Annotated in this window: 17 protein-coding genes and 1 pseudogene; 10 read left to right on the forward strand and 8 right to left on the reverse strand. The window is 60.8% G+C overall.

The window, feature by feature from the left end; all coding sequences use genetic code 11:
• Nucleotides 1-16 precede the first annotated feature (16 nt).
• Nucleotides 17-430, reverse strand: a complete 414-nt coding sequence (locus tag FFM81_RS11650; RefSeq protein WP_138384341.1) for a hypothetical protein — start codon at nucleotides 428-430, stop codon at nucleotides 17-19.
• A 147-nt stretch (nucleotides 431-577) separates the two neighbouring features.
• On the opposite strand from FFM81_RS11650, the gene FFM81_RS11655 reads away from it, so the two are divergent.
• Nucleotides 578-2,428 carry a PHA/PHB synthase family protein gene (locus FFM81_RS11655; protein ID WP_038573818.1) on the forward strand — a complete coding sequence of 617 codons (1,851 nt, stop codon included), beginning with the start codon at nucleotides 578-580 and terminating at the stop codon, nucleotides 2,426-2,428.
• Between the two features lie 207 nt (nucleotides 2,429-2,635).
• The gene (locus FFM81_RS11660; protein WP_128398920.1) at nucleotides 2,636-3,970 is read left to right on the forward strand and encodes a DUF2778 domain-containing protein; all 1,335 of its coding nucleotides are present in this window, start codon (nucleotides 2,636-2,638) and stop codon (nucleotides 3,968-3,970) included.
• 29 nt (nucleotides 3,971-3,999) lie between these two features.
• On the opposite strand, the gene FFM81_RS11665 is transcribed toward FFM81_RS11660, so the two are convergent.
• Nucleotides 4,000-5,157, reverse strand: coding sequence for a pyridoxal phosphate-dependent aminotransferase (locus FFM81_RS11665; RefSeq protein ID WP_097535205.1), 1,158 nt, complete (start codon nucleotides 5,155-5,157; stop codon nucleotides 4,000-4,002).
• On the opposite strand from FFM81_RS11665, the gene FFM81_RS11670 reads away from it, so the two are divergent.
• From FFM81_RS11670 to FFM81_RS11700, 7 genes are all read left to right on the forward strand, one after another.
• Complete coding sequence (locus FFM81_RS11670) at nucleotides 5,116-5,262, forward strand: hypothetical protein (RefSeq protein WP_164895956.1); 147 nt, start codon at nucleotides 5,116-5,118, stop codon at nucleotides 5,260-5,262. The genes FFM81_RS11665 and FFM81_RS11670 overlap by 42 nt on opposite strands.
• Before the next feature lie 99 nt (nucleotides 5,263-5,361).
• Nucleotides 5,362-6,120, forward strand: a complete 759-nt coding sequence (locus FFM81_RS11675; protein WP_128398921.1) for a DsbA family protein — start codon at nucleotides 5,362-5,364, stop codon at nucleotides 6,118-6,120.
• Nucleotides 6,121-6,281: 161 nt separating this feature from the next.
• On the forward strand, nucleotides 6,282-6,719 hold the full coding sequence (gene aroQ, locus FFM81_RS11680) for a type II 3-dehydroquinate dehydratase (protein ID WP_097535204.1): 438 nt from the start codon (nucleotides 6,282-6,284) through the stop codon (nucleotides 6,717-6,719).
• A gap of 20 nt (nucleotides 6,720-6,739) precedes the next feature.
• Nucleotides 6,740-7,198 (forward strand): acetyl-CoA carboxylase biotin carboxyl carrier protein, encoded by a 459-nt coding sequence (gene accB / locus FFM81_RS11685; RefSeq protein WP_003573458.1) that lies wholly within the window; start codon nucleotides 6,740-6,742, stop codon nucleotides 7,196-7,198.
• Between the two features lie 4 nt (nucleotides 7,199-7,202).
• Complete coding sequence (gene accC, locus FFM81_RS11690) at nucleotides 7,203-8,558, forward strand: acetyl-CoA carboxylase biotin carboxylase subunit (RefSeq protein WP_172643058.1); 1,356 nt, start codon at nucleotides 7,203-7,205, stop codon at nucleotides 8,556-8,558.
• Nucleotides 8,559-8,565: 7 nt separating this feature from the next.
• The gene (gene aat / locus FFM81_RS11695; RefSeq protein WP_003573463.1) at nucleotides 8,566-9,180 is read left to right on the forward strand and encodes a leucyl/phenylalanyl-tRNA--protein transferase; all 615 of its coding nucleotides are present in this window, start codon (nucleotides 8,566-8,568) and stop codon (nucleotides 9,178-9,180) included.
• Nucleotides 9,181-9,255: 75 nt separating this feature from the next.
• Entirely contained in the window at nucleotides 9,256-10,185 is a 930-nt protein-coding gene (locus tag FFM81_RS11700) for a DUF2167 domain-containing protein (protein WP_003573465.1), read from the forward strand.
• A 140-nt stretch (nucleotides 10,186-10,325) separates the two neighbouring features.
• On the opposite strand, the gene FFM81_RS11705 is transcribed toward FFM81_RS11700, so the two are convergent.
• From FFM81_RS11705 to gatB, 5 genes and pseudogenes are all read right to left on the reverse strand, one after another.
• Nucleotides 10,326-10,766 carry a DUF2155 domain-containing protein gene (locus tag FFM81_RS11705; protein WP_003573466.1) on the reverse strand — a complete coding sequence of 147 codons (441 nt, stop codon included), beginning with the start codon at nucleotides 10,764-10,766 and terminating at the stop codon, nucleotides 10,326-10,328.
• A gap of 115 nt (nucleotides 10,767-10,881) precedes the next feature.
• The gene (locus FFM81_RS11710; RefSeq protein ID WP_003573469.1) at nucleotides 10,882-11,280 is read right to left on the reverse strand and encodes an NADH:ubiquinone oxidoreductase subunit NDUFA12; all 399 of its coding nucleotides are present in this window, start codon (nucleotides 11,278-11,280) and stop codon (nucleotides 10,882-10,884) included.
• Between the two features lie 103 nt (nucleotides 11,281-11,383).
• A pseudogene (locus FFM81_RS32705) lies at nucleotides 11,384-11,548 on the reverse strand (GNAT family N-acetyltransferase); the annotation flags it as partial.
• A gap of 79 nt (nucleotides 11,549-11,627) precedes the next feature.
• Nucleotides 11,628-12,131 (reverse strand): GNAT family N-acetyltransferase, encoded by a 504-nt coding sequence (locus tag FFM81_RS11715; protein WP_003573471.1) that lies wholly within the window; start codon nucleotides 12,129-12,131, stop codon nucleotides 11,628-11,630.
• Nucleotides 12,132-12,134: 3 nt separating this feature from the next.
• On the reverse strand, nucleotides 12,135-13,637 hold the full coding sequence (gatB, locus tag FFM81_RS11720; protein ID WP_138384342.1) for an Asp-tRNA(Asn)/Glu-tRNA(Gln) amidotransferase subunit GatB: 1,503 nt from the start codon (nucleotides 13,635-13,637) through the stop codon (nucleotides 12,135-12,137).
• A gap of 147 nt (nucleotides 13,638-13,784) precedes the next feature.
• On the opposite strand from gatB, the gene FFM81_RS11725 reads away from it, so the two are divergent.
• On the forward strand, nucleotides 13,785-14,096 hold the full coding sequence (locus FFM81_RS11725; RefSeq protein WP_003573474.1) for a DUF1294 domain-containing protein: 312 nt from the start codon (nucleotides 13,785-13,787) through the stop codon (nucleotides 14,094-14,096).
• Nucleotides 14,097-14,100: 4 nt separating this feature from the next.
• On the opposite strand, the gene FFM81_RS11730 is transcribed toward FFM81_RS11725, so the two are convergent.
• Nucleotides 14,101-14,607 carry a GNAT family N-acetyltransferase gene (locus FFM81_RS11730; protein ID WP_003573476.1) on the reverse strand — a complete coding sequence of 169 codons (507 nt, stop codon included), beginning with the start codon at nucleotides 14,605-14,607 and terminating at the stop codon, nucleotides 14,101-14,103.
• Nucleotides 14,608-14,770: the final 163 nt, after the last annotated feature.

The raw sequence follows: 14,770 nt of genomic DNA on the forward strand, positions 1-14,770 counted from the left end.
GCCTGAAAGGCAAGGTCTATTTGGAGATTTCGGAGAGCGTATCCGTGCCGTGTTCGGCGGCAAGGCGGCGCATTTCGGCGACCTTGGCCTGATATTCGGCCTCCGAGAGCGTGCCGGCCTTGCGCCGGGCGGCAAGTGCCGTCAGCTGATGCTGCAGGTCGGCCGCCTGCTCGTCGCTCATCTGGACATTGGCGGCGGTCAGCGGCGCGCCGAAATTCGGATAACCGTCCGGCGATTTTGCCAGGCCGCCTTCGACCGCTTCGCCCTTGGTGGCCGGCATGACGACAGCGGTCGGCGCCGCGCGCTTGGCGGCGGCAGCAGCTTTTTGTTCCGCCGTCAGATTGCATCCGGCAAGGGCCATCGCCGCCGCGGCGGAGATCAATGCGATGCGGTTGAAGTTTGCGACGCGCCTGATGCCGTTCTTCGTCATGCCTCAAAATCCAGTTCTGACTGCGTCGACTGTTAAATTTGTCGCAGCCACAAAGCAATAGCATGAGCCGATGCGGGTGGAACTTGTTTTCTCGTTCGATCACGATGTACAACGAATGGATAAAAACAGTGCTGCCGCCGGGAGGAAATGGTGACCGACAGCAAGCAGGAAAATGGCGGCCAGAAGAATGGCGGCAAGGCCGGTTTCAACGCAACCGATCTCGATCCCTATCTGTTGAAGGATCCTGAGGCCATGGCGATGAATCTCGCCCGGGCGCTCGAGAATCTCGGACAGGCTGCCTCAGCCTGGCTTGCGCCGCGCGAACGCGGCGAGATCAGCGAAACCGCCGTCGATCCGATGACCGACATGGTCAAGACGCTTTCCAAGGTCACCGAATACTGGATTACCGATCCTCGCCGCACCTTCGAGGCGCAGACGCAGCTGATGTCCTCGTTCTTCGGCATCTGGATGCGTTCGATGCAGCGCATGCAAGGCGAGCCCTCGCCTCCCGAACCGGATACCCGCAAGGACAAACGCTTCTCCGACCAGGACTGGGAGAAGAACCCGTTCTTCGATTTTCTCCGCCAGGTCTATTTCGTCACCACAGACTGGGTGGAAAAGCTGGTGTCGGAGACCGATGGCCTCGACGAGCACACCAAGCACAAGGCCGGATTCTACGTGAAGCAGATCACGGCCGCGCTTTCGCCAAGCAACTTCGTCGCCACCAATCCGCAACTCTACCGCGAGACGATCGCGACCAGCGGCGAAAACCTGGTGCGTGGGATGAGGATGCTTGCCGAGGACATCGCTGCCGGAAACGGAGAGCTTCGCCTTCGCCAGACCGACATGACGAAATTCGCCGTCGGCCGCGACATGGCGCTGACGCCGGGCAAAGTGATCGCCCAGAACGACATCTGCCAGATCATCCAGTACGAAGCTTCGACTGACACGGTGCTGAAGCGACCTTTGCTGATCTGCCCGCCCTGGATTAACAAATTTTATATTCTCGATCTCAATCCGCAGAAATCCTTCATCAAATGGTGCGTCGACCAGGGCCAAACCGTCTTCGTGATTTCTTGGGTCAATCCGGATGCGCGCCATGCCGAGAAGGACTGGGCGGCCTATGCCCGCGAGGGCATCGATTTCGCGCTCGAGACGATCGAGAAGGCGACTGGCGAAAAGGAGGTGAACGCCGTCGGTTACTGCGTCGGCGGCACATTGCTTGCCGCGACCCTGGCGCTGCATGCCAAGGAGAAGAACAAGCGCATCAAGACTGCGACGCTCTTCACCACCCAGGTCGATTTCACCCATGCCGGCGACCTGAAGGTCTTCGTCGACGAGGAGCAGCTTTCAGCGCTCGAAGAACATATGAAGGCGGCCGGCTATCTCGACGGCTCGAAGATGTCGATGGCTTTCAACATGCTGCGCGCGTCCGAGCTGATCTGGCCTTATTTCGTCAACAGCTACCTCAAGGGTCAGGAGCCCCTGCCCTTCGACCTGTTGTTCTGGAACGCCGATTCGACCCGCATGGCGGCGGCAAACCATGCCTTCTATCTGCGCAATTGCTATTTGAAAAATGCGCTGACGCGGAACGAGATGATCCTCGACGGCAAGCCGGTGTCGCTGAAGGATGTAAAGATCCCGATCTATAATCTCGCCACCCGCGAGGATCACATCGCCCCTGCCAAATCGGTCTTCCTCGGCAGCCAGTTCTTCGGCGGCAAGGTGGAATTCGTGGTCACCGGCTCGGGACATATCGCCGGCGTCGTCAACCCTCCCGACAAGAAGAAGTACCAGTTCTGGACGGGCGGCCCAGCCAAGGGCGAGTACGAGACCTGGATCGAGCAGGCGAGCGAGACGCCGGGATCATGGTGGCCGCATTGGCAGGCCTGGATCGAGACCCATGACGGCAGGCGCGTTGCGGCGCGCAAACCGGGCGGCGATGCGCTGAATGCGATCGAGGAAGCGCCCGGAAGTTATGTGATGGAACGCGTCTGAAAGGGATCCCCTCATCTCTTTTTGAGACGTCGTGAGAAAGCGCAACGCCGCGTAAATAAATTAGAAACCATAATTCGTCATCCTTGCGAAACAGTCGGATGTCGCGGGTGGTCTAAATTCGGCCCATTTGCGCCATTACCGGCCCCGGCGAAGTGTAGTCAGTCAGTGCCGCCGGCCTGCGTAGCGAGTTTGAAAGACGAGTGTAGTATGGCGTTTGCGGTCGGGACGTTCGATGACGTCACCCCTCTTGGCGGATTTGCTGTTCGTTTGCGCAGATCTCGCGGTTTCCTTTACGGCGTTGTCGGCGCCGGATTTCTAACCTCCACATGGCTGATCGCCACCTTGGTGACGATGCATTCCATCGGCGCACCGGTTTCTCGGCCCGAAAAATTCACGCAGGTCGTATCCGCGCCGAAGCCCAAGCCGGCGGCGCACGAACGACTGATCCATGTCGGCAAAGCCGATCGGCTGGCGGCCTTCGATGCCAAACCGGTCATCGCCCTTACCGCCGACCTCGTCCAATCGCATGCGCAGAAGACCAATGCAGCCGCAATGGCATTGGCGGCGCTGACAAAACACAATCGGCTTGTCATGGCTGCCGAGCAGCCTGCGGTTGCCGCGATTTCCGACAGCGCCAAATTCCGCAAGGATGATGTGGTCACAGCGCCACCCGTCGAGGTCGCCTCGGCAGAGACTGTAGAAGACGACGGCGACCGGATCATCGTTCCTTCAAAGGAGGCCGTCGCCGCTGCCGAACTCCCGGCCCTGCTGGCGCTTGCCGATGCGGGGTCCCGGCAGATCGCGCCGCCGCCGGTCGAGCCACCCGCAACTCCTGTCAGAACGGCGTCAATTCCCGCCTCGCAACCCGCACCGGTGGTCGTTGCCGCGGCCGATGACGCGCCGCCTTTCGATCTCGTGCTGACGCCGGAAGAAGATTCCGTGCCGCTGCCGATGGCGCGTCCCGACGGCCTTATCGGCAAACCGGCGCCGACCGCCAAGGGTTCGCAGCGCGCCGAGCCTGCCCTTGCCTACGCCCAGCCGAACTCGCCGATTCAGGACGACGAGGACGATGCGGTGCCACGCTACGACAAGCCGGTCTTCTCGCCGAAGCTGCGCGCCGGCGTGGCGATCTACGACATCGAGAACAGCACGGTCTATCTGCCGAACGGCGAGAGGCTGGAAGCCCATTCCGGTCTCGGCAAGATGCGCGACAATCCGCGTTTCGCGAACAAGAAGATGCGCGGACCGACGCCGCCGCACACCTACGCGCTGACCATGCGGGAAAGCCTCTTCCATGGCGTCGAAGCGCTGCGGCTGACGCCGCTCGAAGGCTCGGATGCCATCTATGACCGCGTCGGCCTGCTTGCCCACACCTACATGCTCGGCAAGAACGGCGATTCCAACGGCTGCGTTTCCTTCAAGGATTACAAACGCTTCCTCGCCGCCTACAAGCGCGGCGATATCAAGCAGCTCGTGGTCGTGCCGCGGCTGAACAACAAGCCGTCCTCGACGCTCGCCTCGCTGTTTTCGTCGCGCAGCTAAGCGATAGGAGAGCGAGCGCCGCCGGCGCGTTATTTCAACCAGGCTGCGATTCGCTCCACCGCCTCGCCGATCTCGGCTTGCGAGCCCGCATAGGACAGACGCAGGGTTCGATGTCCCTCCAGCGGATCGAAATCGAGACCGGGTGTTGCCGCGACATCGATTTCCGCGAGCATGCGTTTGGCAAAATCCATGCTGTCATTGGTGAAGCGGGTGACGTCGAGATAGGCATAGAAGGCGCCGTCCATCGGCGAGGCGATCGAAAGGCCGATTTGCGGCAGGCGCTTCATCAGCAAATCGCGGTTGGCGGCATAACTCGCCTTGTAGCGATCGAGCTCTTCGCCGGCGCCGAGCGCGGCCGTGGCGGCGATCTGGGAGAGTTCGGGCGGGGAGATATAGAGGCTCTGCGCCACCCGCTCGATCGGCCGCACCAGGCGTTCGGGCAGCACCATCCAGCCGATTCGCCAGCCGGTCATGCAATAATATTTGGAGAAGGAGTTGATAACGATCGCCTCGTCAGTCAGCTCGAGCGCGCTCGCCTCCTCGCCGGCGAAGGTCAGCCCGTGATAGATTTCATCGGAAATGAAGGCGATGGAATGGGCCGCGCAGTAATCTGCAAGCGCCTTCAGCCCGTCGCGGCCGGTCACCGTGCCGGTCGGGTTGGCGGGGCTTGCCAGCAGCACACCCTTCAGCGTCACGCCGCTTTCCTTCTGCACCGCCTCGAGGCTTTCAGGGGTGAGCGTGAAGTGCGTCTCCGCTGTTACCGGCACTTCGACAACCCTCAGGCCCAGCGCGCCGAGAATATTGCGATAGGCCGGATAACCGGGTCTTGCGATTGCCACCGCATCGCCGGCATCGAAGAGCGACAGGAAGGCGAGATTGAAGCCGGCCGAGGAACCGGTGGTGACGGCGATCCGTCTGGGATCGATCTCCAGGCCGTGGCGATCCCTGTAGTGCCCGGCAAGTGCCGATTTCAGCCGCGCCGTGCCCAGCGCATCGGTATAACCGATCCGGCCTTCGGCGAGGGCTTGGCGCGCCGCATCGAGGGCCGCCTGAGGGGCTGGATGCGAGGGCTGGCCGACCGCCATCGAGATGACCGGATGGCCGGCCGCGCGCCGCTTCGTCGCCTCCGCCAGGACGTCCATGGCATGAAATGGCTCGACTTCGCTGCGTTTCGATATGGAAAACAAGATCGCTTCTCGCTCGGCTTCTTCGATGATGGCCAGACAATTGCCGCATTAATCGGCTCATCACAATCCCGCGAGGGCGGCTCAAGGGTGAAAATTCCTGTTTGAACAGAACTCGGCGCACCGTACCTTGACGCGACGCATTCAAGTCCATAACCCGGCGACGGTCTTCCCGACCAAGACCACATCGCCGATGACGAGGATATCATGGCCTTCTTCTCGAAAAGCATCACCGCACTGGCGCTTGCCGCATCGATCGCCCTTCCGTTTCCCGCGGCAGCGCTCGACGACCAGCAGAAGAAGGAGTTCGGCGAATTCATCAAGCAATATCTGATCGAGAATCCCGAGATCATGCTCGACGTCCAGGATGCACTGCAGAAGAAGCAGGAAGCCCAGCGGCTGGTGAAGGCCAATATGGCGATCGATGAAAATACCGCCGACATCTTCGATTCGAAGAACGACGTCACGCTCGGCAACCCCAAGGGCGATGTCACTGTCGTCGAATTCTTCGATTATAATTGCAGCTACTGCCGTCACGCGCTTCCCGACATGCAGGCAATGCTGAAGAAGGACAAGAACGTCCGCTTCGTGCTCAAGGAGTTTCCGATCCTCGGGCCGGATTCGGTCGCCGCCCACAAGGTGGCCGACGCCTTTCGCAAGCTGGCGCCGGAGAAATACGCCGAATTCCACGTCGCCCTGCTCGGCACCGAAGGCCGCGCCTCGGACGAAACGGCGATCGCGGTTGCCGCTTCGCTCGGCGTCAGCGAGGACAAGATCCGCGCCGAAATGGCCAAGAGCCCGAATGACGGCATCGTCCAGGCGACCTACCAGCTTGCTTCCAGCCTCGGCATCAGCGGCACGCCGTCCTATGTAATCGGCAACGAACTGGTGCCGGGCGCCGTCGGTCTCGACGATCTCGAAGCCAAGGTCAAGAATATGCGCAGCTGCGGCAAGACCGCCTGCTGAGCAGGTCAGCCGCCCGGCGGCCGCCCATCAAATCGCCAAAATCGAAGCGTTTCAACCATGTGGACAAATGTGGCGCGATTCCTGTCGGCCAATCCGTAAGGGCTTTCATTCAGCCTTCGCGGAGTCTATAGGTTGCCGTCGTACATTTTACGGAACATTCGATGACGCAAACGATTTTTGTCCTGAACGGCCCCAACCTGAACATGCTGGGCAAACGAGAGCCCGGCATTTATGGCGGCAAGACGCTGAAGGACATCGAGGCGGACTGCAAAGCTGCCGGCCGCGAACTGGGCTTCGACGTCGATTTCCGCCAGAGCAACCACGAAGGTACGCTCGTCGACTGGTTCCATGAGGCCGACGACAAAGCCGCCGGTGTCGCCATCAATGCGGGCGCCTATACGCATACGTCGGTTGCGCTGCATGATGCGATCCGCGCTATTTCCATTCCCGTCATCGAGCTCCACATATCGAACGTCCATGCGCGGGAAGAATTCCGCCACAAATCGATGATCGCGCCGGCATGTAAGGGTGTGATCTGCGGTTTCGGGCCCCACAGCTACATCCTGGCGCTCCACGCGCTGAAGAACATCACGGCATAAGAAGAAGACAGGGCAACACCATGGTTGAAAAGAAATCGGGTATCGATCAGGCACTGATCCGCGATCTCGCCAATATCCTCAACGAGACCGATCTGACCGAAATCGAGGTTGAGCAGGACGACCTGCGCATCCGCGTCTCGCGCGCCGGCACCCAGCAATATGTCCAGGCGCCGATCGCAGCACCGGCCTATGCAGCGCCGGCCGCCGCACCGGCAGCAGCGGGTGCAGCCCCCGCCCGCAACCCCGCCAATACAGTCAATGCACCGATGGTCGGCACCGTCTACATGGCGCCGGCTCCGGGCGCCCGTCCGTTCATCGAAATCGGCGCGACCGTCAAGGAAGGCCAGACGCTGATCATCATCGAAGCGATGAAGACGATGAACCAGATCCCTTCGCCGAAATCGGGCAAGGTGACCGAAATCCTCGTCGATGACGGACATCCCGTCGAATACGGCCAAGCCCTCGTCGTCATCGAATAGGCCCATGCCCATGATTTCGAAAATCCTCATCGCCAATCGCGGGGAAATCGCCCTTCGCGTGCTTCGGGCCTGCAAGGAGCTCGGCATTGCCTGCGTCGTGGTTCATTCCACCGCCGACGCCGATGCCATGCATGTGCGCCTTGCCGACGAAAGTGTCTGCATCGGCCCGCCATCTTCGCGCGAGAGCTATCTCAATATCCATCAGATCGTCGCCGCCTGCGAGATCACCGGCGCCGATGCCGTGCATCCGGGCTACGGCTTTCTGTCTGAGAATGCCAAATTTGCCGATATTCTCGAAGCTCACGGCATCACCTTCATCGGGCCGACGGCGGACCATATCCGCATCATGGGTGACAAGATCACCGCCAAGACGACGGCGTTGGAACTCGGCATTCCCGTTGTTCCGGGCTCGGACGGCGAGGTGAAGACCGAAGAGGATGCGCTGAAGACGGCCGCCGAGATCGGCTATCCGGTGCTGATCAAGGCAACCGCCGGCGGCGGCGGACGCGGCATGAAGGTCGCCAAGAGCGAGACCGACCTGATCGAAGCCTGGTCGACGGCGCGCACTGAAGCGGCAGCCGCCTTCGGCAACGATGCCGTCTATATGGAAAAATATCTCGGCAAGCCGCGCCACATCGAAATCCAGGTATTCGGCGACGGCGAAGGCAATGCCATCCATCTCGGCGAGCGCGACTGCTCGCTGCAGCGCCGCCACCAGAAGGTCTGGGAAGAGGCGAATTCGCCGGCGCTGAACGTCGAGCAGCGCATGAAGATCGGCCAGGTCTGTGCCGACGCCATGAAGAAGCTGAAATATCGCGGCGCCGGCACGATCGAATTCCTCTACGAGAACGGCGAGTTCTATTTCATCGAAATGAACACCCGCCTGCAGGTGGAGCACCCGATCACGGAAGCGATCACCGGCATCGACCTGGTGCACGAGCAGATCCGCGTTGCCTCCGGCGGCGGTCTCTCGGTGACGCAGGACGAGGTGCATTTTTCCGGCCACGCCATCGAATGCCGCATCAATGCCGAGCACCCGCGCACCTTCGTGCCCTCGCCCGGCACGATCACGCATTTCCACGCCCCGGGCGGCCTCGGCGTGCGCATCGATTCCGGCGCCTATCAGGGCTACAAGATCCCGCCCTATTACGACAGCCTGATCGGCAAGCTGATCGTGCACGGCCGGACCCGCGTCGAATGCATGATGCGGCTGCGCCGGGCGCTCGATGAATTCGTCGTCGACGGCATCAATACGACGCTGCCGCTGTTCCAGGATCTCGTCTCCAACCAGGATATCGCCAACGGCGATTACGACATCCACTGGCTGGAACACTACCTCGCCAACACACCGGCGGCATAGGGCGGGAATGGCAGGATCGCGCAGGAAGTCACCAGGCATTACCCCTGAAATTCTCCTGCGCGCCTATTCCATCGGCCTCTTCCCGATGGCCGAATCCGCGGACGACCCGGAGATTTTCTGGGTCGAGCCGGAGCTGCGCGGCGTACTGCCGTTCGACCATTTCCATGTGTCGAAGAGCCTTGCCAAGACGGTTCGCAGGAACCCTTTCGAGATCCGTTTCGATCACGCTTTCGATCAAGTGATCGCGGCTTGCGCGGAAGAAACATCCGGGCGCCCGAGCACCTGGATCAACCGGACGATCCGATCGCTCTATTCGACGCTCTTCGACATGGGCCATGCCCATACCGTCGAAGCCTGGGACGGCGATGAACTGGTCGGCGGCCTCTACGGAGTCTCGCTGGGCTCGGCGTTCTTCGGCGAAAGCATGTTTTCGCGCCGGACGGATGCCTCGAAGATCTGCCTCGTGCATCTGGTCGGGCGGCTCAGGGAAAAGGGCTTCACCCTGCTCGACACCCAGTTTACCACCGAGCACTTGAAGACGTTCGGAGCGATCGACGTTCCCAAGGCCGATTATGCCGGGATGCTTGCCGCGGCGATGGAGTCGCCACACCTTAAGTTTTAAGCGGGATCATTTCACCCAGGCGTTGATTTTCGAACCGATTTCATTAGGTTCGCGAACGCAACGGGGGATAGAATTTTGAAACGATATATTGCAGCCGCGATCCTTTTCACCTTGTTTACAGCTCAGGGCAGCGCACGTCCCTACCAGGACATGTTCGCCAACAGGTCCGATTTCACCGACGCAGAAAAGCCATTGCTGGAGAAGCTCGATTTTCAGCAGGGTGTCATTAAGCTGCCTGAAGCCAAGGCAACGCTGAACGTGCCTGCCGACTTCTATTACCTCAGCCCCGCCGACGCGAAGATAGTACTGGTCGATATTTGGGGAAACCCTCCGGCAGCGGCCGAGGGAACGATGGGCATGATCTTCCCGGCGAAATACGCGCCGACTGATATCGAGGCCTGGGGTTCGACCGTGGAATACAGCGACGACGGCTATGTCTCTGACGCCGATGCCGCCACGACGAATTACGACGAATTGCTGCAAAACATCAAAGATTCCATTCGGGAAAATAATGTCGAGCGCGAAAAGCAGGGTTTTCCGAAGATCACGCTCGTCGGCTGGGCTTCCGCGCCACACTACGACACATCGGCGCATGCGCTGCACTGGGCGCGCGATCTCATGTTCGGCGATGACAAGCAACCCCAGCACACGCTGAACTATTCCGTGCGTGTGCTCGGCCGCGAGGGCGTGTTTCAATTCAACTTCATCGCCGGTCTCGATCAATTGAAGGAGATCGAGGGCGTCATTCCGACCGTCACCAAGCTCGTGCAGTTCGACAAGGGAAAGGCCTACACCGACTATGTGGAAGGCGACAAGATCGCTGCCTATGGAATGGCAGGAATGATCGCTGCGGGTGCGGGCGCCAAGATTGCCGCAAAGGTGGGATTGCTGGCACTCGCTCTCGCCTTCTTCAAAAAGGCCGGCATTCTCGTCGTCGTCCTGCTTGGCGGCGCGCTTCGCTTCGCCAAGGGCCTTTTCAACCGGAACAAAACACCGGCCGCATAGGCGCACAATTCGTAAACTCAAAGAGTATGACCTGCTTCGCGCGTCTGAAGAGACTCGCGGCGTCGACCAGGCGCCAGGCCCGCGCTTCAAATCGCTGTTGTTGAATACGTCGCTGACACCGCGACGTTGGCCGAGACGTGTTAGCGCGCTGTCGCCTTGGCGCCGTCCGGGGCGGGCACGTCCGAGCTGGTCTTGCAGTCCTTCAGCCAGACGTCGTAGATCGGGTGCTCGACGGCGTTGAGGCCGGGGCTGGCGGCAAACATCCAGCCGGTGAAGATGCGGCGGATCTTGCGGTCGAGGGTGATTTCGTCGACTTCGACGAAACCGTCGATCTTCTGCGCTTCGGCCTGGTCGCGCGAATAACAGGCCTTCGGCGTCACCTGCAGCGCGCCGAACTGCACCGTCTCGTTGACATAAACGTCGAAGGTGGTGATGCGGCCGGTGATCTTGTCGAGGCCGGAGAAGACGGCAACCGGATTTTCGATGCGTGCGGCATTTGCCGCAACCGGCGGAAGCAGGGCCGAAAGCGTCAGCAGCGACCCGGCGGCACGCAGCGCCATGTTCCGCGTGAAGAGCTTCATGTGTACCCGTCTCCAGACATTTTCAGTTCAAGACCGCGGTCAAGCGCGGCCAACCTGCGGGTAAAGGTCAATTGTGGCCAAAAGCCGGGTTTTGGATTACCCCGGTCGAGCCGCCTCAGTTGCCCGGCGTCCAGGCGTCGTAATCGCCGGTGACGCGCGGACGCTCGCCCGGAACGGCGATGGAGCCCGGCGGACGATAGGCCTGCGCAGACCCGGTGAAGTTCGGGCGGTGCGCCTTCTGCCATTCCTTGGCGATGTAGTTTTCCTTGGACGGCGGAACATCGGTGCGATGATGCATCCAGCCATGCCAGCCCGGCGGGATAGCGGAGGCATCGGCATAGCCCTTGTAGATCACCCAGCGCTTGGGCAGACCGTAGGACGACATGCCGCCTTCATAATAGACGTTGCCGAATTCATCCTCGCCGACGCGCTTGCCGAAACGCCAGGTCGCAAAACGCGTGCCCATCGTCTGACTGTTCCACCAGGTAAAGGTCTGAACCAGAAGATTCCACATGTCTTTTCCTTGTGCCCGCCAGATGCGAGCCAAACCAGAACTCATTTCCTCGCTTATGCCGTCGCCAAGCCGAATTGTCCAGCGATTCCGCGAGAGCCACGGGTCATTTCAAGGTCATCTTGAAGCCCATATGCGAGGGCTTGAACCCCAGTCTCTCACAGAACCGATGGGCATCTGTGCGGATCGCATTCGAGGTCAACGCGACCCGCTTGATCCCGCGGCCTTTTGCCTCTGATATGGCGAACTCGATCATCCCGGCGCCGATCCCCCAAGATTGACTCGAGGGCGGGAAGATCCTCCCGGCGGGCCTGGCGAATGCGAATGTCGGGTAGATCGGCCGCCATGCCTCAATGCCCTTCGAGAGGTTTTTCGAAGATGAGCGAGGGGATGCCGGATTGACCGGGTGCACTATTCTCGTTGCGGCCAACTTCGGTGAAGCCGTGGGCCTGATAAAAGGCGAGTGCCGCCGCATTCTGCGGCTCGACTTCGAGGCGCATGATTTCCGCATCCGGAAAGCAGGTTTCGAGCTCGGCGAAGAGATCGCGGCCGATGCCCTGGCGCTGTAGCGCCGGGCTGACATAGAGGAGATGCAGCATAACCGTCTTCGTCAGTTCCTGCGACATCGCCGCATACCCCATGCCGCCGATCTTGCGGCCGTCGTCGGCAACGAGGAATTCCGCATCCTTTCGCGTCAGCCGCGCCTTCAGCGCTGCCGGCGTAAAGAGATGGCCGATCAGCTCGTCCACCTTGGCTTTGCCATGCAGGCCGTCATAGGTGGCGTGAAAGCTCTCCACCAGCAGGGCGCGGACCTTCTCCAGATCACGCTCACCGGCGGTGCGGACGAAATACACCGCTTATTCCTCGATGCCGAGCTTCGCCTTGACGAGCGCCTGGACGGCCTGCGGATTGGCTTTCCCGCCGGTCGCCTTCATCACTTGGCCAACGAACCATGCCGCCAAGGTCGGCTTCGCCTTGACCTTTTCCACCTGATCGGGATTGGCGGCAATGATCTCGTCCACGGCCTTCTCGATCGCGCCGGTATCCGTCACCTGCTTCATGCCACGCGCTTCGACGATTTCGGCGGGATCGCCGCCTTCGGTCAGCACGATCTCGAAGAGATCCTTGGCGATCTTGCCGGAAATGGTTCCAGCCTTGATGAGATCGATGATGACGCCGAGCTGGGCCGGCGAGACCGGCGTCTGCTCGATGTCCTTGCCGGTGCGGTTCAGCGCGCCGAGCAGGTCGTTGATCACCCAGTTTGCCGCCATCTTGCCGTCACGGCCGGCAGCTACCGCCTCGAAATAATCGGCGATCGCCTTTTCGGAGACGAGCACTGAGGCGTCGTAGATCGACAGGCCGAGTTCGCGCACGAAGCGCTCCTTCTTGTCGTCAGGCAGTTCCGGCAGATCGGCTGCGAGCGCCGTGACGAAGGCATCATCGAATTCGAGCGGCAATAGATCCGGATCGGGGAAATAACGATAGTCGTGCGCGTCCTCCTTGGAGCGCATCGAACGCGTCTCGCCCTTGTTCGGGTCGAAGAGGCGCGTCTCCTGCTCGATCGCGCCGCCATCCTCCAGAATGCCGATCTGACGGCGGGCTTCGTATTCGATCGCCTGGCCGATGAAGCGGATGGAGTTGACATTCTTGATCTCGCAGCGCGTGCCGAAACCTTCGCCCGGGCGGCGGACGGAGACGTTGACGTCGGCGCGCATCGAGCCTTCGTCCATGTTGCCGTCGCAGGTGCCGAGATAACGCACGATCGAACGCAGCTTGGTCATATAGGCCTTGGCCTCATCGGACGAGCGCATGTCGGGCTTGGAGACGATCTCCATCAGCGCCACGCCCGAACGGTTGAGGTCGACATAGGACATGGTGGCGTGCTGGTCGTGCAGCGACTTGCCGGCATCCTGCTCCAGGTGCAGGCGCTCGATGCCGATCTCGATATCCTCGAACTGGCCTTGGCGGTCGGGCCCGAGCGAAATGACGATCTTGCCCTCGCCAACGATCGGATCCTTGAACTGCGAGATCTGATAGCCCTGCGGCAGGTCGGGATAGAAATAGTTCTTGCGGTCGAAGAGCGAGCTATTGTTGATCCGGGCCTTGAGGCCGAGACCGGTGCGCACGGCCTGCCTGACACATTCCTCGTTGATGACGGGCAGCATTCCGGGCATGGCCGCATCGACCAGCGAGACATTCGAATTCTGCGGCTTGCCGAATTCCGTCGATGCGCCGGAGAAGAGCTTCGAATTGGACAGCACCTGGGCATGGACTTCCATGCCGACGATGACTTCCCAGTCGCCGGTGGCGCCGGGGATGAAGCGTTTCGGATCAGGCGTGCGGACGTCGACAAGGGTCATCTGATACTCTTTGCAGGCTGTTCTTTTCCATTGGTGAGGTAAAGGAAATGGCGTGCCGGTGCAAGGCTTTCGCCACAGCGCGCAGCGTGGTTTGACCCCGGCGGCGACATTTGCCGCGGGTTAACCGAGGCACGATAGAGTTGCCGCATGACGATGATCTATATCACCCAATTGGCCGCATTGTTTCTGGCGCTGAACCTCCTCGTCTTCTTTATTTATTTTCTCGACAAGAAGGCGGCGCGCAATGGCGGGTGGCGCATCAGCGAGCGTACTCTGCTTACCCTCGCGCTGATCGGCGGCAGCCTCGGCGCGGTGGCGGCGCAGCAGCTGCTGCGGCACAAGACGAGAAAAGAGCCATTCCGGTCAATCCTGGCAGCGATCCTGATCCTGCACGGCACATTGGCGGGTGCGCTGGCCTTTGCGCCGCTATGGGCCCCTCGCCTTCTTCAGAATTTTTGAAACGTCAAAATTCCTGCCCGTATCCCTGGCCGTCCGAGGCGAGCTGCTTCGTCAGCCCAACCGAGGGCACGTCGCGGTCGAGCTTCGGGTTATAGGCAACCGAGAGCCAGTGGATGCTGTAGCCATGCTTGCGGAAGAAACCGATCGCTTCGTTGTTGCCGGAATGGGTCTGCATCGCCGCCGTCTCGAAGCCTCGGTCGGCGATCTCCTTTTCGATGCGCTCGAGAAGGGCGGAGCCCAGACCCTGGCGGGTGAAGGCGGGATCGATCCAGAAATCCGAGATGGTTTCGTCCAATCCCTCACGCGCCGCCCAGCCTGCGACCTGGCCGTTCTGCTCGACGACGGTGATGGTCAGCCAGTCGTTTTCCACGAAGTTGCGAAAGGCGTTGCGGGCTGCATCGATCATCGCGTCCGATTCGCCGATCGACGCCATCGCCTTTTGCCAGGCCCTCAGCCCGATTTCGCTCAACAGCTCCGCTTCGCCGTCGCGGGCATTGCGAATGTGGATCAACGACACCTCCGCGTTATCCCGCAACTAGACCATTGAGTCGCGGAATTTACCAGTGCCCGCGGCGGGATGATGGCTGGCAACTGCGGTTTTCGACCGGTTTGATCGGCAAGCACGACTTGACCGCCTTTTGCGCGCTGAATACAAAAACGTATCGAGGTGTTTT

This window comes from Rhizobium hidalgonense, from assembly GCF_005862185.2.
Classification (GTDB): Bacteria; Pseudomonadota; Alphaproteobacteria; order Rhizobiales; family Rhizobiaceae; genus Rhizobium; species Rhizobium hidalgonense.

What these genes read in the sequence shown, in the direction of transcription:
- FFM81_RS11650 (WP_138384341.1), bottom strand. Translation starts at nt 430, where the DNA reads ATGACGAAGAACGGCATCAGGCGCGTCGCAAACTTCAACCGCATCGCA.
- FFM81_RS11655 (WP_038573818.1), top strand. Translation starts at nt 578, where the DNA reads ATGGTGACCGACAGCAAGCAGGAAAATGGCGGCCAGAAGAATGGCGGC.
- FFM81_RS11660 (WP_128398920.1), top strand. Translation starts at nt 2,636, where the DNA reads ATGGCGTTTGCGGTCGGGACGTTCGATGACGTCACCCCTCTTGGCGGA.
- FFM81_RS11670 (WP_164895956.1), top strand. Translation starts at nt 5,116, where the DNA reads ATGAAATGGCTCGACTTCGCTGCGTTTCGATATGGAAAACAAGATCGC.
- FFM81_RS11675 (WP_128398921.1), top strand. Translation starts at nt 5,362, where the DNA reads ATGGCCTTCTTCTCGAAAAGCATCACCGCACTGGCGCTTGCCGCATCG.
- aroQ (WP_097535204.1), top strand. Translation starts at nt 6,282, where the DNA reads ATGACGCAAACGATTTTTGTCCTGAACGGCCCCAACCTGAACATGCTG.
- accB (WP_003573458.1), top strand. Translation starts at nt 6,740, where the DNA reads ATGGTTGAAAAGAAATCGGGTATCGATCAGGCACTGATCCGCGATCTC.
- accC (WP_172643058.1), top strand. Translation starts at nt 7,203, where the DNA reads ATGCCCATGATTTCGAAAATCCTCATCGCCAATCGCGGGGAAATCGCC.
- aat (WP_003573463.1), top strand. Translation starts at nt 8,566, where the DNA reads ATGGCAGGATCGCGCAGGAAGTCACCAGGCATTACCCCTGAAATTCTC.
- FFM81_RS11705 (WP_003573466.1), bottom strand. Translation starts at nt 10,766, where the DNA reads ATGAAGCTCTTCACGCGGAACATGGCGCTGCGTGCCGCCGGGTCGCTG.
- FFM81_RS11710 (WP_003573469.1), bottom strand. Translation starts at nt 11,280, where the DNA reads ATGTGGAATCTTCTGGTTCAGACCTTTACCTGGTGGAACAGTCAGACG.
- gatB (WP_138384342.1), bottom strand. Translation starts at nt 13,637, where the DNA reads ATGACCCTTGTCGACGTCCGCACGCCTGATCCGAAACGCTTCATCCCC.
- FFM81_RS11725 (WP_003573474.1), top strand. Translation starts at nt 13,785, where the DNA reads ATGACGATGATCTATATCACCCAATTGGCCGCATTGTTTCTGGCGCTG.